The organism is Pseudomonas sp. NY15356 (assembly GCF_048068175.1).
Classification (GTDB): domain Bacteria; phylum Pseudomonadota; class Gammaproteobacteria; order Pseudomonadales; family Pseudomonadaceae; genus Aquipseudomonas; species Aquipseudomonas putida_K.
The window spans coordinates 1-23,608 of sequence record NZ_JBLUPW010000045.1 but is presented as its reverse complement, the minus strand read 5'-3'; the positions used below and the strand labels follow the sequence as shown (position 1 = coordinate 23,608).

31 protein-coding genes are annotated in these 23,608 nt (G+C 62.6%); all 31 read left to right on the top strand.

Annotated features, from left to right (window positions below; translation table 11 throughout):
* On the top strand, window positions 1-474 hold a 474-nt coding region (locus ACNFCI_RS23075), incomplete at its 5' end, for an ATP-binding protein (protein ID WP_416768313.1).
* The gene (locus tag ACNFCI_RS23070; protein ID WP_416768311.1) at window positions 471-1,862 is read left to right on the top strand and encodes a replicative DNA helicase; all 1,392 of its coding nucleotides are present in this window, start codon (window positions 471-473) and stop codon (window positions 1,860-1,862) included. The genes ACNFCI_RS23075 and ACNFCI_RS23070, both read left to right, overlap by 4 nt.
* Complete coding sequence (locus ACNFCI_RS23065; protein ID WP_416768310.1) at window positions 1,849-3,183, top strand: tyrosine-type recombinase/integrase; 1,335 nt, start codon at window positions 1,849-1,851, stop codon at window positions 3,181-3,183. Before ACNFCI_RS23070 ends, ACNFCI_RS23065 begins: the two co-directional genes overlap by 14 nt.
* On the top strand, window positions 3,176-3,463 hold the full coding sequence (locus ACNFCI_RS23060; RefSeq protein WP_416768309.1) for a hypothetical protein: 288 nt from the start codon (window positions 3,176-3,178) through the stop codon (window positions 3,461-3,463). Before ACNFCI_RS23065 ends, ACNFCI_RS23060 begins: the two co-directional genes overlap by 8 nt.
* Window positions 3,460-3,834: an antiterminator Q family protein gene (locus ACNFCI_RS23055; RefSeq protein WP_099592890.1), complete on the top strand. Its 375-nt coding sequence runs from the start codon at window positions 3,460-3,462 to the stop codon at window positions 3,832-3,834. Before ACNFCI_RS23060 ends, ACNFCI_RS23055 begins: the two co-directional genes overlap by 4 nt.
* A gap of 305 nt (window positions 3,835-4,139) precedes the next feature.
* Window positions 4,140-4,781: a hypothetical protein gene (locus ACNFCI_RS23050; protein WP_416768307.1), complete on the top strand. Its 642-nt coding sequence runs from the start codon at window positions 4,140-4,142 to the stop codon at window positions 4,779-4,781.
* Window positions 4,782-4,818: 37 nt separating this feature from the next.
* Window positions 4,819-5,139, top strand: coding sequence for a phage holin family protein (locus ACNFCI_RS23045; RefSeq protein WP_224458812.1), 321 nt, complete (start codon window positions 4,819-4,821; stop codon window positions 5,137-5,139).
* Window positions 5,140-5,143: 4 nt separating this feature from the next.
* Window positions 5,144-5,341 (top strand): hypothetical protein, encoded by a 198-nt coding sequence (locus tag ACNFCI_RS23040; RefSeq protein WP_416768305.1) that lies wholly within the window; start codon window positions 5,144-5,146, stop codon window positions 5,339-5,341.
* A gap of 3 nt (window positions 5,342-5,344) precedes the next feature.
* Complete coding sequence (locus ACNFCI_RS23035) at window positions 5,345-5,503, top strand: hypothetical protein (protein ID WP_416768304.1); 159 nt, start codon at window positions 5,345-5,347, stop codon at window positions 5,501-5,503.
* Window positions 5,503-5,835 carry an HNH endonuclease gene (locus ACNFCI_RS23030; RefSeq protein WP_416768303.1) on the top strand — a complete coding sequence of 111 codons (333 nt, stop codon included), beginning with the start codon at window positions 5,503-5,505 and terminating at the stop codon, window positions 5,833-5,835. The genes ACNFCI_RS23035 and ACNFCI_RS23030 overlap by 1 nt, the downstream gene beginning before the upstream one ends.
* Before the next feature lie 117 nt (window positions 5,836-5,952).
* The gene (locus ACNFCI_RS23025) at window positions 5,953-6,453 is read left to right on the top strand and encodes a terminase small subunit (RefSeq protein WP_416768302.1); all 501 of its coding nucleotides are present in this window, start codon (window positions 5,953-5,955) and stop codon (window positions 6,451-6,453) included.
* A 3-nt stretch (window positions 6,454-6,456) separates the two neighbouring features.
* Window positions 6,457-8,136, top strand: a complete 1,680-nt coding sequence (locus ACNFCI_RS23020) for a terminase large subunit (protein ID WP_416768301.1) — start codon at window positions 6,457-6,459, stop codon at window positions 8,134-8,136.
* A 2-nt stretch (window positions 8,137-8,138) separates the two neighbouring features.
* Entirely contained in the window at window positions 8,139-9,350 is a 1,212-nt protein-coding gene (locus ACNFCI_RS23015; RefSeq protein WP_416768300.1) for a phage portal protein, read from the top strand.
* Window positions 9,337-9,978 carry an HK97 family phage prohead protease gene (locus ACNFCI_RS23010; protein WP_416768298.1) on the top strand — a complete coding sequence of 214 codons (642 nt, stop codon included), beginning with the start codon at window positions 9,337-9,339 and terminating at the stop codon, window positions 9,976-9,978. The genes ACNFCI_RS23015 and ACNFCI_RS23010 overlap by 14 nt, the downstream gene beginning before the upstream one ends.
* A complete protein-coding gene (locus ACNFCI_RS23005; RefSeq protein WP_416768296.1) occupies window positions 9,975-11,174 on the top strand; it encodes a phage major capsid protein in 1,200 nt (399 codons plus the stop codon). The genes ACNFCI_RS23010 and ACNFCI_RS23005 overlap by 4 nt, the downstream gene beginning before the upstream one ends.
* Window positions 11,175-11,228: 54 nt before the next feature.
* Window positions 11,229-11,447 (top strand): hypothetical protein, encoded by a 219-nt coding sequence (locus tag ACNFCI_RS23000; RefSeq protein ID WP_416768295.1) that lies wholly within the window; start codon window positions 11,229-11,231, stop codon window positions 11,445-11,447.
* Entirely contained in the window at window positions 11,448-11,747 is a 300-nt protein-coding gene (locus tag ACNFCI_RS22995; protein WP_416768293.1) for a head-tail connector protein, read from the top strand.
* Window positions 11,747-12,073 carry a phage head closure protein gene (locus ACNFCI_RS22990; RefSeq protein ID WP_416768292.1) on the top strand — a complete coding sequence of 109 codons (327 nt, stop codon included), beginning with the start codon at window positions 11,747-11,749 and terminating at the stop codon, window positions 12,071-12,073. Before ACNFCI_RS22995 ends, ACNFCI_RS22990 begins: the two co-directional genes overlap by 1 nt.
* A gap of 8 nt (window positions 12,074-12,081) precedes the next feature.
* Entirely contained in the window at window positions 12,082-12,258 is a 177-nt protein-coding gene (locus ACNFCI_RS22985) for a hypothetical protein (protein WP_416768314.1), read from the top strand.
* Between the two features lie 3 nt (window positions 12,259-12,261).
* Entirely contained in the window at window positions 12,262-12,762 is a 501-nt protein-coding gene (locus tag ACNFCI_RS22980; RefSeq protein ID WP_416768291.1) for an HK97-gp10 family putative phage morphogenesis protein, read from the top strand.
* Window positions 12,755-13,141, top strand: a complete 387-nt coding sequence (locus ACNFCI_RS22975) for a DUF3168 domain-containing protein (RefSeq protein WP_416768290.1) — start codon at window positions 12,755-12,757, stop codon at window positions 13,139-13,141. Before ACNFCI_RS22980 ends, ACNFCI_RS22975 begins: the two co-directional genes overlap by 8 nt.
* Window positions 13,142-13,195: 54 nt before the next feature.
* The gene (locus ACNFCI_RS22970) at window positions 13,196-13,699 is read left to right on the top strand and encodes a hypothetical protein (RefSeq protein ID WP_416768289.1); all 504 of its coding nucleotides are present in this window, start codon (window positions 13,196-13,198) and stop codon (window positions 13,697-13,699) included.
* A gap of 40 nt (window positions 13,700-13,739) precedes the next feature.
* Window positions 13,740-14,084: a hypothetical protein gene (locus ACNFCI_RS22965; protein ID WP_416768288.1), complete on the top strand. Its 345-nt coding sequence runs from the start codon at window positions 13,740-13,742 to the stop codon at window positions 14,082-14,084.
* Window positions 14,081-14,323, top strand: a complete 243-nt coding sequence (locus ACNFCI_RS22960) for a hypothetical protein (protein WP_416768287.1) — start codon at window positions 14,081-14,083, stop codon at window positions 14,321-14,323. The genes ACNFCI_RS22965 and ACNFCI_RS22960 overlap by 4 nt, the downstream gene beginning before the upstream one ends.
* A 40-nt stretch (window positions 14,324-14,363) precedes the next feature.
* Window positions 14,364-17,636 carry a phage tail tape measure protein gene (locus ACNFCI_RS22955; protein ID WP_416768286.1) on the top strand — a complete coding sequence of 1,091 codons (3,273 nt, stop codon included), beginning with the start codon at window positions 14,364-14,366 and terminating at the stop codon, window positions 17,634-17,636.
* Window positions 17,636-17,974: a phage tail protein gene (locus ACNFCI_RS22950; RefSeq protein ID WP_416768285.1), complete on the top strand. Its 339-nt coding sequence runs from the start codon at window positions 17,636-17,638 to the stop codon at window positions 17,972-17,974. The genes ACNFCI_RS22955 and ACNFCI_RS22950 overlap by 1 nt, the downstream gene beginning before the upstream one ends.
* Complete coding sequence (locus ACNFCI_RS22945) at window positions 17,971-18,720, top strand: phage minor tail protein L (protein WP_416768283.1); 750 nt, start codon at window positions 17,971-17,973, stop codon at window positions 18,718-18,720. The genes ACNFCI_RS22950 and ACNFCI_RS22945 overlap by 4 nt, the downstream gene beginning before the upstream one ends.
* 2 nt (window positions 18,721-18,722) lie before the next feature.
* Window positions 18,723-19,478 (top strand): C40 family peptidase, encoded by a 756-nt coding sequence (locus tag ACNFCI_RS22940; protein ID WP_416768281.1) that lies wholly within the window; start codon window positions 18,723-18,725, stop codon window positions 19,476-19,478.
* Between the two features lie 46 nt (window positions 19,479-19,524).
* Window positions 19,525-20,142 carry a hypothetical protein gene (locus ACNFCI_RS22935; protein WP_416768280.1) on the top strand — a complete coding sequence of 206 codons (618 nt, stop codon included), beginning with the start codon at window positions 19,525-19,527 and terminating at the stop codon, window positions 20,140-20,142.
* A 427-nt stretch (window positions 20,143-20,569) separates the two neighbouring features.
* The gene (locus tag ACNFCI_RS22930; RefSeq protein ID WP_416768278.1) at window positions 20,570-21,181 is read left to right on the top strand and encodes a tail assembly protein; all 612 of its coding nucleotides are present in this window, start codon (window positions 20,570-20,572) and stop codon (window positions 21,179-21,181) included.
* Window positions 21,182-21,237: 56 nt separating this feature from the next.
* Window positions 21,238-23,608: host specificity protein J (locus ACNFCI_RS22925; RefSeq protein WP_416768276.1), on the top strand; the 2,371-nt coding region annotated here is incomplete at its 3' end.

The window sequence follows — 23,608 nt, the reverse complement described above, 5'->3', positions numbered from 1 at the left end:
TGCCGCGACTATGCCGCACGATTCCCCGAACACTACCGGGCGGGCCGTTCTCTGCTGCTGACCGGCAATGTCGGGTGCGGCAAGACCCACCTGGGTAGCTCGATCGTCCGAGCCGTGGTGGCCGACGGAGCCAGCGCCCTGATCACACCGGCCGGAGACATCGTCAGCATCGCCCGCGGCTCAATGGTGCCCGGCTCGGGTTACACCGACCGTGATGTGGTGGTGCACCTGGGCGGGCTGGACCTGCTGGTGATCGACGAGGTGGGCTGCCAGAAGGGATCGGAATACGAGTTGGGCCTGCTGCACAACATCATCGATCGCCGCTACCAGGCCGTGCTGCCGACCGTGCTGATCAGCAACCTGAGCGTTGAGGGCCTGAAGGCCTACATCGGCGACCGTGCCCTGGATCGCCTGCGGCAGAACGGCGGCATGGCCGTTGGTTTCACCTGGTCCTCGATGAGGGCTGTGGCATGAGGGAGCTATTCAGCGACGAAGCCGAGCACGGCGTTCTCGGGGCCGTCCTGCAGGCCGGCCTGCAGCGTGACGCAGGATTGGTCGAGGACATTCTCGGGCAGATGACCTCGGGCGACTTCTACCGCGACGACAACGCCGCGCTGTTCGACGCCATGGTTGAGTGCAACGACAGGTCCATTCCCATTGATCCGGTAACCGTGGGGACTGTGCGCCGCACGCTGCCCAGCGGTGACCTTGTGATCGCCTACGCCGCCGAACTGGCCAGCAAAGTGCCTTCTGCGGCGAACTGGAAAGCCTATGCCAAGCACGTCAAGGAGTGGGGCGTGATCCGGCACATCATCGATATCGGCGGCCAGGCGCAGGCGATGGTTCAAGAGGGGGCGCCAACGGATGCCGTAATCGCGGCATCACAACAGGCCATGGCAGACCTGCGCAACCTTCACAGCGGGGGCGGGAGCTACAAGCGCATGAGCGAAGTCCTTCCCACCGTGCTCGAGCATATGCAGGACGTTCTCGACGACAAGACTCCCGCCAAAATGTCCACTGGGCTGGCTGATCTGGACAAGTTGGTCGATTACTTGGCCCCTAAGTCAATGGTCGTCATTGGCGGGCGGCCTGCCTCGGGGAAAACGATGCTTGGTCTGCAGGTGCTCCAGCACATCGCGACTCGAGGTAAGGGCGTTGGATTGGTCGTCAGCCTGGAAATGCCGAGCGAGCAGTTAACCCTTCGCGCTATCGCCTCCCTCGGTGGTGTGGATCTCAAGCGGTTACGAGACGTCAAGGATCTGGACGAGGACGAGTGGAGCAGGGTGGGCGCTGCATCCGGAGCGATCAAGCAAGCCGAGTTGTACCTCATCGATCGCCCGGGAATGACGATGCCTGAGATCAGGGCGGAGGCCAGATCGCTGATGCGCGAGAAGGGGTTGGACGTCTTGCTGATCGACTACCTGCAAATCATCGGTTCTGACAGTCGAGCAGCCAGCCGGACCGAAGCCGTCGCTCGAAACTCTACGGCGGTCATGAATCTGAGCCGCGAGCTGGGGATACCGGTCATTGCGCTTGCCCAGGTCAATCGCGGCCCATCGAACCGGACCAACAAGAAGCCCCAGGCCAGCGACCTCAAGGACAGCGGGCAGATCGAGCAGGATGCCGATGTGATCATCCTAGTTCATGACGACCCTGAATCGGAGGCTGGCCAGCAGGGCGTCACAGAGCTGATCGTCGACAAGAACCGCCACGGGCGCACAGGGTCATGCTTGGTGCACCGCCAAGGCAGCTACAGCCGTTTCGCGAACTTCCGAGGAGCGCCTCCCAGCGACGACGAGGTCGAGATGGGGCGGGGAAGCTATGCCCAGCGCTACAAGGGGACCGGCAATGAGCGTTTCTAAGACCCTGACCGTGACGATCAGTGACGCCGAGATCCGCCGTCACGCCGCCGGCGAAGTTCGGCAGCTGCGCGACACCCGTCATCGTGAGCTGCGTTTCCGCTACTCGAGTAAGGACCGCTCCCGCGGCGCCTGGCACGTTGTGGTCCGCCAGCGCTGGGGCAAGGCCGGCGATTTCCCGGGGATCAACACCAAGACCATGCTGGCCACACTGCCGGCCATCCTGGCGCGCCGGGCTGCCGATGCCGATGCCAAGTCCACCACCACCAGCTGGACGACAGTTGGCGATGTTCTGGAGTGGTACCGGGACCGGATGAACCGTGACCGGGGGTTGTCGGCCAAGCGCAAGGCCAGTGCTCGATCAGCTCTTGATCGCCACCTGATGCCGCGCCTGCACGATCTGGCCCTGGGCGAGATCAGCAAGCAGGCCATCGACCAGCGCCTGATGTGGCCGATGCAGGAGCGCTATGCCCTGTCGTTCGTGCGTTCGGTGTATGGCGTGCTCTCGGCGGCGTTCCGCCAGGCCCTGCGCCTCGACCTGTTGCCGGCCAACCCGATGGCGGCGCTGAAGTTCACCGACTTCGTGCGCACCCGGATCAGGCCCAAGCCGGCGCGCCTGCGCGGGGACGATGTGCCCGGCCTGCTGATGACCGTGGCCGAACGCTTCGAGGCGGCGCCGGCGGGCTGCATGTTGGCTTTGATGATGCTGTGCCACGGCTCGCGATTGGGGGAAACCCGGCTCGCACGCTGGCGCAACGTCAACCTTGATGCGGGGCGCTGGTTCATCCCTGCCGGGGACACGAAGACGAAGGCAGAGCACACGCTGCCGCTCACGGCCCAGGCCTGCGCATTGCTGCGCCGCTACCGGCGTCTGCAGGCTGCCCAGGGCTACTCCGGTCCGCTGCTGTTCCCAGGTGGCCGCGGTTCGCCGCTGAGCCCGAGCAAGGCCAACACCCTGTTCACCGATCTGGCCCGGGGCGAATGGTCCAGCCATGACCTGCGCAAGGTAGCGCGGACCGCCTGGACTGACCTGGGGGTGGACTACATGGTGGGCGAGCTGTTGCTGAACCACGCCATGAAAGATCTGGATGCCACGTACATCCACACCACCGCTGAAGCCTTGAAGCGTCGGGCACTGGAGGTCTGGCATCAACACCTCGACAGCCAGGGCTTCGCCGCTATCCACGCCGGGACATTGCCGGGACACGAAACCGCATGCGCAACCGCTGAGGCCAGTAATGGCGATGGTTGCAGCACTTCACAGCATCCATCCCAAGGGAGGATGCACGATCAAGAATCTAAGCCAGGAGTTGGCCATGAGTAACGTCACTGCGGCGCTGCCGCGCAAAACCCTGACACCCGTCGAGCGGCAGTTCCTGAAGCAGGGAAACCGCATGCTGCTGGACCAAACCAATGGCAGGATCGCCTCGGCCGCCCTGATGGACATCGTGGCCGACTGGCATGGCTCCCGCGCTAACCAGGGCTTCGAACAATTTGCCAAGGCCTGGATCATCCAGGGCGGCGCGAAGAACAAGCACGCCTATAAGCTCCTGTGCGAGCTGTTCGGCCTGGACACCGACCCAACGCCCCGGAGGGCTGCATGAAGAAACGGACTTACGCGAACAAGCCACTGGGTGATACCGAGTGGCTGCTCGAGCAGTGGGGGAGCTGGCGAATGGATGGAATGGGTGTGCCCAGGTACGTCTCCCCATCCGTCAGCGCGGCAGCTACCGGAGGTGGTGTTGAGTATTCGCTGACTGATGACACTGCCCTGATGATCGACTCGGTCGTGGCCAGGCTGACGAAGCGCAACCAGCAGATGGGCGATTTCGTCTGGCTGTACTACGGCGCCAAATGGACCTCGCTGCGCATTGGCGAGGCCAACAAGATGGCGGAGCGTAAAGCGTTCGAGGTCATCAAGCAGGGTGTCGCCTGGGTGGATTCGGCCTTGGAACATTTGCGTGAAGCTGCGTAAAAAGTTCTTTCCGGGCGGATAAACACCTGTTTTCATAGCAGCGTGTCCAGCTTGCAAGCAACGCGACACAGAGGAACCCCGGCCCAGTGCTGGGGTTTTTCGTTTATGCGGATGACACGCTCAGGCAGCTGGGCTAAGTCGGTAGAGGCGTCGTCTAATCCCGTGCGGACAATGGGCGGCTACGCGATGAGAGTCTGGGGTACGTGACCCAGCGATCCAGACCGCCAAGCCGGGAAGCGCCGGCCCTCCGCATCCTATTCCAAGCCTCGGCATCTGCCGGGGCTTTTTTCTGTCCGGAGAAACTGATGAGCACCTGGGACAAGATGCAACAGCTCATTGACGAGCTGCGCACTGGACTGACTTCGATCCAGAACACTGTCGCCAAGCTCGATGCGGCCCTGGCCGAACGCGCCGAGAAGGCGCGCAAGAACACCGACGTCAGTGGTGCCGCAGAGATGGATCTTGAGCGATTCGCAACCAAGGCGCAGATCGCTGAAGAGGCCAGCGCTCGCGAATGCGCGGACGCTGCATTGGCAAGCCGCATTGGCACGTTGGAGGCCAGGCTCTCCCGGGTGGAGGCCGTCGGCAGCCCTCCGCGTGATGCGATGGCCGACTATAGGCCGGGAACGGCGCTGCTGGCAGGGCGGTATCCGACGGCCATTGACCGGTATGCCGTGACGGTGGCCAGGAGTCCCAATGGTCAATGCGTCTGCACTGGCGTTGGGGCTGGCATTGATCCTACCCAGGGCGAAACCAAGGATGGCCAGACCGACCTGGAGCTAGCCATTGAGAAGGGCGATGTCTCCCAGGCCCTGCTCAAGCTCGCCAGCTCTATCGCTGAAAGCAATCTTGGCCTGGAGCTGCGTTCCAAGATCGATGCGGCTGATCCCGTCCGTGAAGTCATCCGCAAAGAGCTCCGCCCAGGCGGCCTGCTGTACCGCCGCTGATTCCATTCACAAGCTCCCCGTAACGGGAGGTATCGAGATGGCCCATATGCCAGAGAAAGACCCATCCTTCTGGGTGTTGGTACTGACCGCCCTGAGAGAGAACGGCCTTGCAATGGGCCTAACATTCGCCCTGACTTGGTTGCGAATCCAGTACGACGGGAAGGAGACGCGCCCGGCCCGCCAGCTGATTGAGGCAACGCTAGGTGCATTGATCGTGATGGTGGTTGGCCTGACCGTGAAGGAGTTCGGGCTCAGCATCGCCTGGTCGTTCGCTACTGCCGGGTTTGTCGGTGTTCTGGGTGTCGAGCAGGCTCGCCAGCTTGGGCGCCGTTGGGCCGAACGCAAGGTAGATGGGTGACATGATGATCGAACTGACTGACATCAACCGCCGCAAGCACTATCTGGCCCCAGCTGACATTGCCCGCGTGCAGGAGGCCGGCACCAGCTCGCAGTGGCACGGTATCTGCGCCATCGTCCACACGTTCGACGGCCAGGTGTTGGAGGTGCGCGAGCGTGCTTCTGATATCGCCAGCCAAGTCGGCATGCGCCGAGAGGGGTGAGCCGTGGAGCGCATCACTGCAACGATTTCCTGCCGCCAGCGCTGGTGGCTGAAGTATTACCTGACTGGCGTTCTGGTCATGACCCACATCGCTGGACGCGAGCCTGACCTGGCGCGCGTCATGCGCTGGATCGAGCGCGGGATCTTGGTTGAGGTGCGCTGATGGCCAGGCTCAAGACGCTCGGTTCTCGCATCAAGGAGAGTTCAGGCTCGCGGGTCAAGGTGGTTACGCCAGGCAGTTGGCGGAGCGGCATGACTAGCTCCCAGCGAGGCTACGACTACCGGTGGCAGAAGGCGCGGGAGCAGTACCTGCGCGACAACCCGCTTTGTGTCTACTGCGCAAGGCAGGGGAGAACCACTGCCGCTTTCATCGTCGACCACATCGTCCCGCACCGAGGCGACAAGGATCTGTTCTGGAACCAGGACAACTGGCAGTCGCTGTGCAAGCCCTGCCACGACTCGGTCAAGCAGGCCGAGGAGGCGGCTGGCCTTTAGAGGCACGTCAACGGCGTGCGACTACCAGGGGGGTGGTCAAAATATAGCCATTCTCATCTAGCTAGACCGCCACCGACCCCACGCGCACATTTTTCTCGACCCTCAAGGTTTTTGTTAATGGTGTTAACAGACAAACAGCGACGGTTTGTTGACGCTAAGGCCCGAGGTGCGTCCAACAAAGAAGCAGCGGAAGCCGCGGGATGCAAGGCCTCGGTGGCTGCTGCGTCGGGTTCGCGATGGGCGAACGATTCCAAGATTGCATCCGCAATTCTGGCCCGCAAAGCGGAGCTCAGTGTTAACCCTGAGCCGAAAAAGCGAGGCCAGAAACCGAAGGCCGATGAAAGTGCAGGGGAGCCCGTTGAACTCAACGAGGCTGACGGGGAATTTCTGAGCTGTCTGCCATCCACCCAAGATCCTCTGGAGTGGCTGCTGGCCCTGATGAACGAGCCGCGGGCAAAGGTCTTTGACCGGCGCAATGCCGCGCAGACAGCCGTGCCCTACATCCATGGGAAGAAGGCTGAGGCGGGCAAGAAAGAACAGAAGGCCGAGGCCGCCAAAGAGGCCGGCAAAGGCCGTTATGCCCAGGGCAAGCCACCGCTCTCTGTCGTGAAGGGGTAACTCATGCAATGGACCACGGCCTGCCCAGACTGGTGGCGGCGCCTGGCTGCCGGCGAGTCGATCATCCCGCCACCGCTGTTTCCCGATGAGGCTGAAGCGAGCCTTGAGGTGTTCAAGGGGCTCAAGATCGTCGATGCCCCGGGCAGCCCCACGATCGAAGCCTCCTGCGCGCCCTGGGTGCTGGCCTTCGCCGGCGCGGTGTTCGGTAGCTACAACAGCGAGACAGGTGAGCGACTGATCCGTGAGGTGATGCTCTGCATCCCGAAGAAGAACAGTAAGTCGACCATCGCTGCCGGCATCATGCTCACCGCGCTGATCCGCAATTGGCGCCTCTCGGCAGAGTTCATCATCTTGGCCCCGACCAAGGAGATCGCTGATAACTCCTTCATCCCGGCCAAGGACATGGTCAACAACGATGACGAGTTAAAGGCTTTGCTGCATGTTCAGCCACACTTGAGGCTGATCACCCACCGCGAAACCGGCGCAACGCTCAAGGTCGTGGCGGCTGATAGCGACGTGGTGGGCGGTAAGAAGGCAGTCGGCGTCTTGATCGATGAGGCATGGCTGTTCGGCAAGAACCCCAAGGCAGCGGACATGATCCGCGAAGCCACCGGTGGCCTGTTGTCCAGGCCTGAAGGCTTCATCATCTGGCTGACGACCCAGTCGAACGAGCCCCCGGCTGGCGTGTTCAAGTCGAAGCTGACCTATGCCCGCGGCGTGCGTGACGGCCGCATCGACGACAACCGTTTCCTGCCGATCATCTACGAATTCTCAAAAGAGATGATCGACAGCGGTGAGGCCCGGAAGCCTGAAAACTTCCACCTGGTAAACCCGAACATTGGCTACTCAGTAGACCGTCCAACGCTAGAGCGCCTGCACATGCAGGCGGAAATCGACGGCGAGGCGGAGATGCGTGGCTTCCTGGCCAAGCACCTCAACATCGAGATCGGCCTGGCCCTGATGTCCGACAGCTGGGTCGGCGCCGCATTCTGGGAGCCCCAGGCCAAGCCTGGTATGACCCTGGATGATCTGCTCGAGCAGTGCGAGGTGATCGTCGTAGGAGGGGACGGCGGAGGACTGGATGACTTGCTGGGCCTGGCTGTCCTTGGCCGGGTTCGGGAGTCGCGCACCTGGCTGCACTGGGCGCATGCCTGGGCCCACCCGTCCGTGCTGGAGCGGCGCAAGTCAGAGGCGCCCCGATTACTCGACCTGCAGGAAACCGGCGATCTGACCATTGTCGACAAGATTGGCGATGACGTTGACCAGCTGGCGGCCATCGTGGCTCGCATCAATGAGGCCGGCCTGCTCGACAAGGTCGGCCTTGACCCGGCCGGCATCGGCGCAGTGCTGGATGCCCTGGCGGATGTCGGCATCGACGAGGAGCAGATCGTTGGCATCTCGCAGGGCTGGAAACTCACCGGCGCAATCAAGACGACCGAGCGCCGGCTTGCCGAAGGAACGCTTATTCACTGCGGGCAGCCACTCATGGCCTGGTCCTGTGGGAACGCCAAGGGAGTGCCATCGGCCAACGCTTTCTTGATCACCAAGCAAGCTTCCGGCACCGCCAAAATTGACCCGCTCATGGCGACCTTCAACGCCGTGTCGCTGATGGCCCTCAATCCCGAGGCGCGCGGCGGCTTGGACGACTACCTCAACCACGGCTTCTTCGGATTAGTAGGCTGACCATGGCATTCAAATGGTACAACCCCATGACCTGGGGCTTCTTCGGCTACACCGACCCGACTACGGGCGACTATGTCGAGGTGGACCTCGAGGTCGGCGGAAAGCGCACCAAGGCGGGTGTGCGTGTAACCGCTAAAACGGCCCTGTCCATCAGCATGGTCTGGTCCTGCGTCAAGATCCTTTCCGAGTCTTTGAGCGGGTTACCCCTCAAGCTTTACGAGGACAAGGAGGGAGTGAGGGCGCTGGTCACCGGCAACGACCGAATGCTCAAGTTGCTGCGCAAGCCGAACCCCTACATGACCCGGTTGAACTTCCTCAAGTTCGTGGTCGTGAACATGGCGCTGCGCGGCAACGCGTTCGCCCTAATCGAGCGCAACATCCACAACGAGCCAATTGGTCTGGTGCCGCTGGACGGTCGGACCGTGAAGATCGACACCGAAGACGACCTGATTTACCTGGTCACCCCCAAAGAAGGAGATCCTTTCCCGGTCTCGCCGGAACACATGCTGCACTTCAAGCTGTTCAGCCTGGACGGAATCGTAGGTCTCTCGCCTATCGAGCACCAGGCCGAGACCATGGGCCTGGCCAAGGCTGGTCAGCAGTGGTCGGCCAGCTTCATGCGCAAGGGCGGCTTTACCGGCGGCTACGTCATCTACGAGCAGTTCCTCACCAAGGCCCAGCAGGCCCAGGTCATGGAGAAGTTCCCCGACGTGCGCAAGGCCGACGCAGACGACATCGGCAAGATGGCGATCCTGCAGGGTAACCCCAAGATCGTCCCGGCTGGCATCAGCCAGAAGGACGCGCAGTTCATCGAGTCGCAGCAGTTCCAGGAGGAAGCCCTGGCGGGCATCTACGGGGTGCCGTTGTGGCTGGCCAACCGCGCCGGCAAGACCTCGATCATGGGCTCGAACCTGGAGCAACAGCTCACCGGGTTTATCACCTTCGGCCTGAAGCCCTACATCGACGCAGTCGAGGACGAGCTCAACGACAAGCTATTCCGGTCAACGACCCGATTCGTCGAGTTCGTGGTCGAGGGTCTGCTCCGCGCGGACAGCGCCGGGCGTGCCGCCTATTTCCAGGCCGCGCTGGGCGGCTCTGGCGGTTCTGGTTGGCTTTCCATCGACGAGGTCCGCGAGAAAGAAAACTACCCGCCGCTGGGCGGCGACTACGCCCGGGTCACCCGGTGGGAGATGCAAAAAAATGGCGAACCTTGAATGCCCGTTCGAGCTCAAGGCCGTGGATGAAGCCGGCAACTTCGAAGGCTACGCCGCGGTATTCAACAACGTTGACCTCGGTGACGACGTGATCTTGCCCGGTGCTTTCACCCGGGTGAAGGCAACTCGCAGTGGCAAGTTGAAGCTCGCCCTGTACCACGACCTGACTCGCTTGGTCGGCGTCGCTGACTACACCCAGGACGACCACGGCCTGCTGTTGAAAGGCCAGGTCAACCTCAACGTCAGTTATGCCCGCGACGGCTACGAGCTGATGAAGGCCGACATCCTCGACAGCATGTCGATCGGCTTCAACACCATCAAGGCGGATTTCGAAGAGCGAGCGGGCCGGCGAGTCCGCGTCATCAAGGAGGCCGAACTGTGGGAGGCCTCCTTCGTCCCGTTCGGCATGAACCCCCAAGCGCACGTCCTCAGCGTCAAATCAGATATCAGGCTTTTCGAGAAGGCCCTGCGCGAACGCATGGGCCTCTCGCAGAAGGAAGCGGCGGCAGTCGCTTCGCTCGGCTACACCGCGCTACGCCGTGACGGCGGAAGCGAGGCCACGGCGATCGTGGATGAGCTGAAACAACTTCCCAACTTGTTCACCCAATATTTTGGAGTATCGCCATGAGCGAAGTTAAAGAACTGAAGGATTCCATCGAGCTGCAACTGAAGAGCGGCTTCGGCGAGCTGCAGAAAAAATATGACGCGGCCATGGACGAAATGCAAAAAGGCAATCAGGTCACCACCGACCTGAAAAAGCAGATCGAAGACCAGAAGGGCGAGCTGCAAAAGGTCATCGACCAGGTCGTAGACCTGGAGCAGAAGGGCGTCAAACTGCGCGGCCAGCCAGCGGAAGGTAAAAGCTTCATCGATCTGATCCAAGGCGATGAAGGGTACAAATCGCTGAAGAAAGGCGCTGCTCTGGCCGAACTGGACGTGACCAAGTCCGACCTGGCCAGCATGAAGGAAATGAAGGTCACCAGCGCCGGGATCGTTGCCCCGGTCTACGATCCGGTGATTCAGCCGGGCATCCGCCAGGAGCTGCGTATTCGCGATCTGCTGACCACTATTCCGGTCTCCGGCCAAAACTACACCTACTTCCGCGAAAACGTGCACACCCGTGGTGCAGCACCGGTGGCTGAGGGCGGCTTGAAGCCGACCAGCAACGTGACCTTCACCAACGTCACCGACCGCGTGAAGAAGATCGCGGTGTGGATGCCGGTCACCGACGAGGCGCTGGACGATGTTCCTCAAATGTTCGCCTATCTGCAGCAACTGCTGCGCTATGACCTCAAGCTGGAAGAGGAGCTGCAGATCCTCAAGGGTGACGGCCTCGGCGAGAACCTGCCCGGCTTGATGACCCAGGCCACCAGCTATAACACCGCCCTCAGCAAAGCCAGTGATACCGCCATCGACCTGGTGCGTCGAGCCATCTACCAGGTGCGCAAGCAGTCGCAGATGTCCGCCGATGGCGTGGTGATGACCGAGCTGGACTGGATGAACATCGAGCTGCAGAAGGACGGCGAGAACCGCTACCTGTTCGCCAACCTGCAGGGCCTGGTCACGCCAATCCTGTGGGGCCGCCCGGTGATTACCTCCGACAGCATGGACGAGGGCGACGGCACTACCGGCGGTGAGTTCCTGGTGGCCAACTTTGCCCGCTCCACCACGCTGTTCGACCGCATGTCGTTCCTGTTCAAGATGGGCATGATCAACGACCAGTTCATCAAGAACGAACGCGCACTCCTGGTCGAGGAGCGTCTGGGCCTCGGTGTCCGTCGCAAGGAAGCGCTGGTCAAGGGCAACTTCCCAGTCGCCGCGTAACCCACTCATAGCGAAGGCCGGCCGATCGCCGGCCTTGTCGCATCTGGAGGCAGCATGAAAATCAAGACTCTGTGGGGCTTCGTCGGTAACGGTGCGTTGCTCAAAGCCGATTCGAACAAGGTCAAGGCAGGTGTGGTGTTCGACGATGTAGACGACGAATACGCCCATTCGCTGATCGGCAAGGGCTTGGCCGTGGAGGTCGGTGACGACGGCAAGCCGAAGGTGGCCAAGCCAAAGGAAGCGAAGCCGACAGCTCCGAAAGAGACCAAGTAAATGATCGACCTGGCCAACGTGAAGATGCACCTGCGGGTCGATGGCGATGAGGAAGACGCCTTGATCGAGGGCTACATCGAGGCGGCCAAGGCCCATGTCGAGCAGCACTGCGACCGAAAGTTGGTGGAAACCGACCCGGTTGAGCCTGACGAGATGGGGCTGACCCGCGACGTTGAGCAGGCCGTCCTGCTGCTGGTCGGGCACTGGTACGCCAACCGCGAAGCCGTGGCGGTGGGCACCATCGCTACCGCTATGCCGCTCGCTGTTGAAAGGCTGCTTTGGTACAGGAAGCGCTTCTGATGAAAGCCGGACCGATGCGGCACCGCTGCCGTTTGAGCAAGTACGAGCGCGTGCAGAACGACACTGGTGGCTACGACCAGGTGTGGGTGGTAGTCGGTGAGGTATGGGCGGAAATCACCATGCCCACCGGGCGTACCGCACCAGTGGCCGAGCAGGTGGAGGCGGTCATCAGTGCCGAAATACGCATCCGCCCTCGGTCCGATGTGGCTGCTGGATGGCGGCTCACCGAGAAGCGTACTGGGATGACCTACAAGGTCGAGGCCTCGCTGCTCAACAACGAACGGGACATGCAGCGCCTGCTGTGCTCCAGTGTCCCCAACCCATGAGGTGATCCATGAAGATGAAAATCCAGGCCCTGGGGCCGCTGACCGGGGCATCCGGTGAGCGCGAGAAGGGCGAACAGTTCGAGGTCGACAAGGCCTATGGCCAGGGGCTGATCGCTCGCGGCTACGCCATCGAGGTCGTCGAGAAAACCGAAAAGCCAACGAAGGCCGCCCAGGCCAAGGAGTGATCCATGGCCAGGCGCTCCAGTCTGCGCGGCGATATCCGGCTTCGGCGGACGCTTCGCAACATCCATCGGACCATGGATAACGAGCTGAAACCGGCCATGGAGGATGCTGCCAACCGTATCCTTGCGACCCAGCAGCAGCTGATGCCGAAGGATACGGGCGCCGCGGCTGCCGCGCTCAAGGTTTACGTTTCGCCCAGCGGCCTCGACGCGCAGATCGGCATTCGCGGCAAACGCGACAACCGCCGTTTCTTCTACCTGCGGTTCATCGAGTACGGCACCAAGGGCTACATCGGCGAGAAGCGCGCCGGCAACCGCAACAAGCGGGCTACCAACAAGAGCGACGGCACCCACTTCTTCGGCAAGTACCCAGACATCCCGGCCAGGCCTGCGCATCCCTGGCTCCGTCCGTCGATGCAGGTCAACCGTGAGTATGTGATGGCCGATATCGAAGCCGCCGTGCGCCGGACGCTGCGCAAGGCAAGCCAGGGGGTAGGCAATGGCTGATCCATCCGTGGCGCTGCAAGCTGCGCTATTCGCTCGGCTCCAGGCCGAGGTCAGCTGCCCGATCCACGACGGCGCCGATATCAATACGCCGATGCCGTATGTATCGATCGACCGTGAGATCTCAACGAACGCGAGCCCCATCAGAGGGCGCAAGCGCGAAACACGGTTGATTTACCTGTCCGTGTGGTCCGACAAGGTCGGCCAGGCGGAGGTCAAGCGGATCATGGGCGAGGTCATCGCTGCCTTGGATGAACGCCGCCTCCCACTTGCGGTGGGCCGCGCGGTCTCCGTCCGGGTCGAGCAATCCGACGCCCAGCGTGATGCAGACGGCGTCACCTACCAGGGTTCGATCACCGTTCGCGTGATCACCACCCACTGATTCCCCACTGGCCGCGCCGCGGCTTTTATCCAATGAGCCTTTGGAGGATTCCCCATGGCCGAAGACAACCTGAACACAGCCGCCGGCTGCCGCCTCGCCATTGGCGGCAAGACCGGCGCGGATTCCGTAACTGAGTACGAAGCCGACACCTACGTCGATGTTGGCGAGATCGAGGACCTGGGCGAGTTCGGCGACACGTTCAACCCGGTGAACTTCACCGCGCTGAGCGATGGCCGGGTGCGCAAGTACAAGGGCACCGCCGACGCCGGCAACATGACCCTGGTGGTGGGCCTCGACAACGGCGACGCCGGCCAGAAGGCCGTGAGCGTGGCGCACAAGGATCGCTCCAAGGGTAACTACAACATCAAGGTCACGCTGAACGATGGCGACCCGGGCGCTACTCCACCAGTGCTGCCTACCACCTACTACTACGGCGTGAAAGTCATGAACAACACCGTGGCGGCCGGTTCGGCTGACAACGTTGTGCGCCGCAACATGACCTTCGCCATCAACACCGAAATCCTTGAAATTCTCCCTGGCCCGGCCGTTACCCCGTAATCGACGGGGCTGAGCCCCGTCACCTACCGCGAGAACCTTCATGAGCGAAGCATTGTATGGCACCGTCACCCTGGTGGTCGGTGCGCGCAGCTACACCCTGCAGCCAACCCTCGAGGCTGCGCTGCGGATCGAGTCCCGATTCAGCGGCCTGCGCGGCGGGTTGGAAGCCATGCGCCTGATGTCCATTGGCGCTTGCGCGGATGTGATCATCGCCGGCGCCGGCCTGCAGCCTGAGCAGCACGCAACGGTGGCCACCGAGGTCTTCAACGCCGGAGTATCCAAGGTGTCGAACGAGCTGGTCAGGTACATCACGTACCTGTTGAACCCCGTGCCGCCGAGCATCGCCGAACGGGGAAAGCCCGAGGCGGCCAGCACAGCGCCGTGAAAAATGGCAGCTACGTCGACTATCTGTTCGGCGTAGCCACCGGCTGGCTTGGCTGGCCGCCTGAAACCGCATGGCGCACACCCATCCCTCAGATCATGCTCGCGCTCGACGCCAGGCTTGATTGGACTGGCCGTGGCCAGGCTCAGGGCCAGATCGCAGGCCAGCGCACCGCGCCGCATAGGCGCGCGAGCGTGGCAGACAAGCTGAAGGCCTTCTTCCGAGGTCGCCAGGAAGAGTAATTCGCCGCCTCCGGGCGGCTTTTTTGTGCTTGGAGTTCACATGGCCGACCAACAAGTCCAGGGCATGCTGGTCCAGATCGAGGCTACCACCGCGCAGCTGCGCCGCGAGCTGGCCAGCGCGGACCAGGTAGTTGCCCGCACGACCCAGTCGATCGACCGCAACCTGGCCCAAGTCGACTCGGCATTCGACAGCGCCGGCGGCGCAGCCCAGCAGGCCGGCGTGCTCATTCGTGGTGCGTTGGCGGCTGTCGCCGGTGCCGGGCTCGTCGGTGGCATCATCAAGCAGGTCGATGCCTACGGGCAAATGGCCGACCGGATGAGGGCCGCCGCCGGCAGTGCTGGCGAGTATCAGATGGTGCAAGAGCACCTGCTGCAAACCGCCCAGGAAACCTACCGGCCTCTGGCCGAGGCCCAAGAGCTGTACATCCGCACGGCTGATGTTATGCGCAGCCTGGGCTTCAACACCCAGCAGACGCTCGATATCACCGACAGCTTCAGCTTCCTGCTGGTGACCAACGCCGCGGCTGCCGACAAGGCCGGTTCGGCGCTGGATGCGTACTCGAAGGCCTTGCAAACCGGCAAGGTGGAGGCCGATGGCTGGGTGTCCATTCAGGACGCCATGCCGACGATCGTCAACGCGATTGCCAGCGCCACGGGCAAGAGCGCGGAAGAGATCCGAAAGCTCGGCGTCCAGGGCAAGCTGTCGCTCGACGACATCAACACCGGCCTGCTTCGCACTGTCGAGGTCAACCGCAAGGCGGCCGCCGACATGTCCACCAGCGTGCAGGATGCGATGGTGAACATCAGCAATGCCATCGGCACCTTCCTCGGGCAGATGGAGGAGCAGACCGGAGTGGTTGGCGGCCTGTCGCAGGTGCTTATTGCGCTGGCCGACAACGTCGACCTGGTGGCCGTGGCCATGGGCGGTGCCGGTGTGGCCGCACTGACCAACTACGTTGCCAAGGCCGGCCTGGCCCTGAAGGCGGCCCTGGCGCAGCGGGTCGCGGAAGTCCAGAACGCTCAGGCCGCGTTGCGCGGCGCCGAAGCCCAGCGCATCTATGCCCAGGCGCAGTTGCAGCAAGCCGAAGCGTCTGTGGCTGCTGCGACCGGGCTGCAGCGGCTTTCCCTGGTCCAGACGCAGTTGCTGCCCAAGCAGGCCGCGCTCGCTGCGTCCACCGAAGCGTTGGCCATCGCCCAGACCAATCTGACGCGCGCCGCCACCGGCGGCTTGCTGACGGCGCTGGGCGGGCCGATGGGGCTCGCGGTGCTGGCCGGCACTGCTGCAGCCAGCTTCCTGCTGCTGCGAGACAACGCTGACCAGGCCGGGGTGAGCCTGGACGACCTGCACAAGCCCCTTTCGCAATTGCGGGAGGAGTTCGAAAAGCTCAACCGAGACCAGCGCGAAGCGTCGTTGGTGAAGTGGCAGCAGGAGCAGATCAACGCGACCGACAGCGTCCGGGACGCCTACGGCGACCTGGCCCAGGCCATCCGAGCCGCGACAGTCACCGCGCCGGCGCGAGACTCCGGTGGGCAGTACGGTCAGCAGCTGCGCGAGTATCAATCGGTGATCGACCGGCTGAACGAGGCCAGGGCCTCGGGCGCTGACCTGGTGCCGATCTTGCGGGAGGTGGGTGAACGCCTGCAGCTGCCGTCCGGCACCCTGCAGCAGTGGATCACCCAGGCCGGCGCGGTCAGCGATGCCGACCAGCGATCTAACCTGATCGCCGAGACCCTGCGCGTCCTGACGGGCGTCACCCAGGAAAACACCGTCGCCACCAACGCCAACAATGCCGCGAAAGCAGGCATGAGCAGCGCTGGCCAGACTTACCTCGAGACGCTGCAGAAGCAGCTGGGTGGCCTGCAGGACAACGGCAACGCCATCAAGGCGGCAAACCGCTACATCGCCGAGAACGCCGACCTCACCGAGACCGACCGCCAGGCGATCCTGTCGGCGGCAAGCGCGATCGAGGCGCAAAAGAAGGCCAACAAGGATGCCACCGAGACCAGCAAGGACCGCACCAAGGCGCTCAACGACGAGATCAAGGCGCTCGATGCCATCATCGACCGGGCTCTGCCCGAGCGAAAGCGCCTCGAGGACCTGGCCGAAGGTGTGGAGGGGCTGCGCAAGGCCCAGGCCGCCGGCAAGATCACCACCGCCGAGATGGAGCTCGGCATCAAGAACCTGAACGCGGCCTATGCCGACGGCACCATCCAGAAGCGAACCGAGGAGGAGCGCAAGCTGGCAGAGATCCGGCGCAACAGCGCCGAGGCCTACCGCAAGGCGATGGAGGTGGTGCTCCAGACGCGCCAGGACGCAATCAATGCGGACATCGCCGGTGTCGGCATGGGCGACAACGAGCGCGAGCAGGCCGACCGCCTCAATGCCGTTCGGCAGCGGTACGCCGAGGCCCGGCGACAGCTGGAAGAGCAGCAGGAGGATGTCTCCCGCCGCCTCAGCCAGTCGGCCTATGAGCAACGCCTGGCCGATCTGGCCGACTACCAGGCGCGCGAGCTGCAGATGGAAGTCGATGGCTACGAAGACCGGCTCCAGGCGCAGGCGGACTACCGCAATGGCGCCCGCCGCGCCTGGGACAACATCCGGGCCGATGCCAACGATGTAGCAGGCGCGACCGACGACATGCTCACCACGGGCTTCAACACGGCCCGCGATGCGTTGACCGAGTTCGCCATGACCGGCAAGGCGAGTTTCAAGGACTTCGCCACCAGCGTGATCGCGGACATGGCCAGGATCGCCAGCCAGCAGGCCGCAAGCTCGCTGCTCAGTGGGCTGATCGGCTTTGGCGCTTCGGCGGCGACCAGCTACTTCGGTGGCGGGTCTTCGTCACTCGGGGCGACCCAAGCGGGCTATGGGCCGGAGTACATGAACAACTGGCCCGGGGTGACCCAGGCCAAGGGCGGCGCCTGGAGCTCAGGCGTGCAACTGTTCGCCAAGGGCGCCGGCTTTGCAACCAACACCATCCTCAACACGCCGACGATGTTCGGCATGGGCAATGGTGGGTTGGGCATTGCCGGCGAAGCTGGGCCGGAGGCGATCATGCCGTTGGCCCGAGGGCCGGATGGCTCACTGGGTGTGCAGATGGTGGGCGGCTCGCCTGGCGGTGGGACCGTGGTGAAGGTGGACGCGCCGATGTACTTCACGATGGAGGATCGCAGCTCCGAAGGCCTGCAGCTGGACAGCGCAGCGTTGCAGCAGAACCTGCAGCAACAGATGCAGGCGACGGCCGAGCGCGCCATCGCCGCCTCCTGGCGACCAGGTGGCACAAGCTACCGCAACACCAACAGGAGAGGCTGATGGCGATCGAGACCTTTACTTGGGAGCCGGACGACGAGGTCGGTTCTGACAGCACATTGCGGGTGCGCCGCGCCCAGTTCGGGGACGGCTATGCCCAGGTCAGCGGCGACGGCCCGAACGGCGAAGACGACTCCCATTCGCTGACCTTCGGCGGGCTCAAGGAAGAGCTGCAGCCGATCCTGGCTTTCATCCGCGCCCATCGCGGCTACCGGTCGTTCCTGTGGACCACGCCGGCCGGTGTCATTGGGCTATACCGCTGCTCGGCATTCCGTGAGCAGTGGAAGCCCGGCGGCATTGGCGTCCTTTCCATGACTTTCGAGCGGGCGTATCACCCATGAGCCTTATCACACAGATCCAGAAGCTGGAGCCAGGCGCCGAAATCATGCTGTTCGAACTGGATGGCAGCGAGTTCGGCGCCGACATCCTGCGGTTCCATGGTCATGCCATTCCGCACACGCCGGAGGAACTGGCCGCGGCTGGCGCCGACGCCGATCAGCTCACGGCCAAGTCGATCTGGTGGCAGGGCGAGGAGTACGGCGCCTGGCCCATGCAGATCGAAGGCATTGAGGCCAACTCGGACGGCACAGCGGTTCGGCCTACGATCACGGTCGGCAACGTCAATGGACGGATCACGGCGCTGTGCCTGGCGTTCGATGACCTGCTCGAGTTCAAGCTGACCATCCGGCACACGCTGGGGCAGTACCTCGACGCGGCCAACTTCCCGGGCGGCAACCCAGAAGCCGACCCGAACGAGGAAAGCATCGAGGTCTGGTACATCGACCAGAAGATCTCCGAGAACGGCACTACTGTGGCCTGGGAGTTGGCCAGCCCTGGCGACGTGGGCGGCGAGACGATCGGGCGGCAGATGACCCAGCTGTGCCACTGGGCAATGACCGGTGGCTACCGCGGGCCGAACTGCGGCTACACCGGCCCGTACCGAGACAAGGACGGCAACCTCACCAACAACCCCGAGCTGGACGAGTGCGATGGGTGCCTGGGCACCGGGTGCATCCCGCGCTTCGGCGAGGGCAACCAGCTGCCCTTCGGCGGCTTTCCGGCCGTTTCTCTCATCGCGCGGAGCTGACCATGCGCAACCATATCCTGGCCGCCGTGCAACAGCACGCTGCGGCGGAGTACCCGCGCGAGTGCTGCGGGCTGATCGTCGCGGTGGGGCGTACCCAGCGGTACATCCCGTGCGACAACACGGCCAACGACCCGGCCGAGGAGTTCCGGATCTCCCCGGAGCAGTACGCTGCAGCCGAAGACCAGGGCGAAATCATTGGCATCGTCCATTCGCATCCTGACGCCACCAGCCGGCCATCGCCGCGTGACCTGGCCATGTGCGAGGCCACGGGCTTGCCCTGGCACATCCTGTCCTGGCCCGAGGGTGACCTGCGCACCATCACGCCCCAGGGTGAGACGCCGCTGCTGGGTCGCCCCTTCGTGCACGGGGCTTGGGACTGCTGGCAGGTCTGCGCGGACTGGTACCAGCGCGAGTGGGGGCTTGAATTCCCAGCCTATGACCGGGAGGACGGATGGTGGGAGAAGGCCGATGGCCCGAGCCTGTACGAGCAGGCCTATGAGGCCGCTGGCTTCTACCGGGTCAGCCAGCCGGAGCGCGGCGACATGATCGTCATGGCCGTTGGGCGCACTATGCACCCCGAACATGCCGGCATTTTCTTGGGTAGTGACGCCCGGCTTCCTGGCGAGCAGTCCCAGGTATTCGGCCCAGGCCCGTTCCTGCTGCACCATCTGTATGGCAGGCCGTCGGAGATCATCGTGTTCGGCGGGCCGTGGCTGGATCGAACGCGCCTTGTGCTGCGCCACCGAGACGCGAAATAAAGGTGGCTGTGTGATATTTTTGTGCCATCTTCAAAGGAGCTGCAAGATGTACAAAAAAATTAGCCTGATTGTCGCGATCGCATCAGTAGCCGGATGCGCAACCTCCTCTATGAACTACACGCCACCATCAGGGGCGACAGTAGTAAACAGCAAAAAGGTTTCCAAAGACTTTGATAGAACTTGGGATGACCTTGTGCGACAGCTGAGCTCTGACTTTTTTGTGATAAACAACATTGATAAAAGCTCTCGCCTTATCAATGTCAGCTTCTCTGCTTCAAGGCCGTCTGAATACATTGATTGTGGGTCAACCGTGCGGAAATTTAGCAATGCGCGAGGCGAGCAGGTTTATAGTTATTTGTCCGCAGATTCTTCTCAGTTCGCTGTGACTAATCCTAATCATATTGCATTTAACGCTACTCGTACCACAAAGTTAGAGGGTCGCGTGAATATTTATGTTGCTCCCGCCCAAGGCGGGACAGATATATCGGTAAATACAAAGTATTTGCTGACAGTTAACTTTAATGCGGTTGGGTTTGATGGCACCCCAGGCGGGGGAAGCACGAGTACGTTTGATTTTTCAACAAAAAGTCCGAGTGAGTCGCAAGATCTAACCTGCTATGCAAAAGGCACGTTGGAGTCGCGTATCCTAGAGATGGCCATGTGACCTATGCATGAGTTAAGGTGAGTATTTGGAGATAGAGACCATGCGAATTTGGATTGCTGCGTTAGGCTTGGCATTTATTTCTGGCTGCGTATCCTCCGAAGACCTGCAAGAGCAAGGGTCAGTTCTAGATGCTCGGACTACCAAGAATGCCCAAAATTACTCAAAATGCGTTACTCCGAAATGGCAAGACATGAACCCTAAGGTAGTCTCAACTGAGACTGAAACCGGGTACCGGATCAAGCTGGACATTGACTTGGTCGGTACGCCAGCGATGATCCTCGCTGATAACGAAGCTGATGGCGCCCGAATTAGGGTTTTTGTCCGAAATAGCAGCTGGAGTGAGTGGGTGAGAGTAGCTCGCTCTTGCCTATAGCGGTAACCCTATCCAAACCGCCGTGAGGCGGTTTTTTTATGCGCGGAGGAAAGCATGGCGGCTGTTGCTATCCAGAAAGACTCAATGGCAGTTATCAAGCTGTCCGGCGGTTTGGCTAAGAGGTTTGGCAGAAGCCATAAGCGGCTACTAGATTCAGGGCGTACCTGGGAGGTCTTTAAAGCTCTGAACGCCACATTGCCAGGGTTCGAGGAGGAAGTTAGGCGACTAGATGGGGCGGGGATGAAATTCGCCATATTTCGCAATGGTAAGAACATTGGGCCGCAAGACTTCGATCGAGGCGGGTCAAAGGAAATCAGGATCGTGCCAGTGGTGAGTGGCAGCAAGCGTGGAGGGGTATTCCAAACCATTGTCGGAGCGGTTCTTATTGCCGCTGGATTTGCGCTTTCATTCACTCCATTTGCAGCCGCATCGCCATTTCTGTACCAGGCAGGGGCAGCGATGGCACTCGGCGGCGTCGTCCAGATGCTCAGCCCCCAGGCCAAGGGCCTTTCGCAAAGCGCAGCCCCAGAAAACCTACCGTCCTACGCCTTCGGCAGCGCCAAGAACACCACGGCCAGCGGCAACCCGGTCCCGATCTGCATCGGCTATCGCCGGTGGGGCGGGGCGATCATCTCGGCCTCGATCCGGGCCGAAGACAAGAAGTAGCACCTGGTCAACGAACAAGCCGCCTACGGGCGGTTTTTTTATGCCCGGAGGAAAGCATGGGCGCAGAAAAGCACCGCGATATCGCTGGCGCGAAGGGTGGCAGCAGCAAGCCAAAGGCACCGGTTGAATCGCCGGACACTCTGCAGTCCACCAACATCGCCAGCATTCTCCTGGCCGTGGGCGAGGGCGAGTTCGACGGTACCCCGACCGACCGGGATATCTACCTCGACAACACGCCGATCATGGATGCCAGCGGCAACCTGAACTTCCCGGGCGTGAAGTGGGAGTGGCGCCCAGGCAGCATCGACCAGGAGTACATCAAGGGCATCCCTGCAGTCGAGAACGAGACAACCGTAAACGTCGAGCTGCGCAGCGATGCGCCGTTCTCTCGTGCGTTGACCAACACTCAGCTGTCCCGCCTGCGCCTGCGCTTCACCTGGCCACGCTTGTACAGCCAGGACAGCAACGGCAACACCAACGGCTACCGGATCGAGTACGCAATCGACGTGGCCACCGATGGCGGCGCCTACGCCGAGGCGCACCGAGGGGCCGTGGATGGCAAATCCATGAACGGCTACCAACGCTCCGTCAGCGTCGACCTGCCGGCGGCGGCCTCGGGCTGGATGTTCCGTGTCCGCCGGATCACGCCGAACGCCAACAAGGGCACCATCGGCGACATGATGACCATCGCCGGCTACACCGAGATCATCGACGAGAAGCTGAGCTGCCCGAACACCGCGCTGCTGTACATCGAGTTCGACGCCCAGCAGTTCCAGAACATCCCCGAGGTCACTGTCCGCTGCAAGGCGCGCCGGTGGCCGGTACCGAGCACCTACGATCCCATCACCCGCACCTACAGCGGCGTGTGGGATGGCACCTTCAAGCAGGCTTGGACCAACAACCCGGCCTTCGTGACCTACGGCCTGTGTGTCGAGGACCGGTTCGGCCTGGGCAAGCGCATCAAGCCATGGATGGTCGACAAGTGGGAGATGTACCGCATCGCTCAGTACTGTGACCAGCTTGTGCCGGATGGCCTGGGCGGGCAGGAGCCTCGCTACCTGTGCGACCTCAACCTGCAGGGCAGGGCCGAGGCCTGGGCCCTGCTGCGCGACCTGTCGGCGATCTACCGGGGCATGGTGTATTGGGCCCAGGGCTCGCTGTTCATGCAGGCCGACATGCCGCGCGAGCGCGATATCGACTACGTCTTCACGCGGTCGAACGTCATCGATGGCGACTTCGTTTACGGCGGCGCCGGGCGGGATACGCACTACAGCCGCGCCCTGGTCAGCTACGACAACCCGGCGAACAACTACGACACCGACGTGATCCCGGTCACCGACCTGGCCCTGCAGCGCCGCTACCGGGACCGCCCGATTGAGATCTCGGCCATTGGCTGCACTCGCGCCTCCGAGGCCCAGCGCCGCGGCAAGTGGGTGCTGCTGAGCAACGACCAGGACCGCACCGTTACCTTCCGCACCGGCATCGAGGGCCGCATCCCGCTGCCTGGCTACGTCATTCCCGTGGCTGACGAGCTGGTGGCGGGGCGCCCGAACGGCGGCCGGATCTCTGCAGCTGCCGGCAGGGTGGTAACGCTGGACCGCGACACGCCAATCAAGGCCGGCGACCGGCTGATCGTGAACCTGCCGAACGGTACCGCCCAGGCCCGCACCGTGCAGTCGGTAGCAGGCCGCGCGGTGACCGTGACCACGGCCTACAGCGTGCAGCCAGAACCGCAGTTGCAGTGGGCAATCGACTACGAGGACCTGGCCGTCCAGCTGTTCCGGGTGCTGAAGACCTCGCGTACCCAGGAGGGGCATTGGGAGATCACCGCGCTCGAGTTCAACCCGAGCAAGTTCGCGGCGATCGATACCGGGGCCAAACTGGAAAGCCGACCAATCAGCATCATCCCGGTCACCACCGTAGCCCCGCCGGCCAGCGTCACTCTGTCCTCGGCCTACGTGGTCAACCAGGGTATCGCGGTCAGCACCATGACCATTGCCTGGCCAGCAGTGGAAGGTGCCGTGGCCTATGACGTGGAATGGCGCAAAGACGATGGCAACTGGGTGCGCCTGCAGCGCGTCGGTACCACCTCGGTTGATGTGGTGGGAATCTACGCCGGCGCCTACGTGGCACGGGTGCGGGCGGTTAGCGCGTTCGAGATCACTTCCATCTGGAAGAGCTCGGACCTGACCAAGCTCAAGGGGAAGGAAGGCGCGCCGCCGGCGGTGTCATTCCTAACCGCAAGCAGCGAGCTGTTCGCCATTGGCCTGAAATGGGGCTTCCCGGCGGGCACTTCGGATACCCAGCGCACCGAGATCTGGTATGGCCCGAGCAATAACCTGGAGGGAGCAGCAAAGCTCACGGATGTGGCGTACCCGCAGAGCGAGTATGTGATGCAGGGGCTGAAAGCTGGTGTGTCGTTCTTCT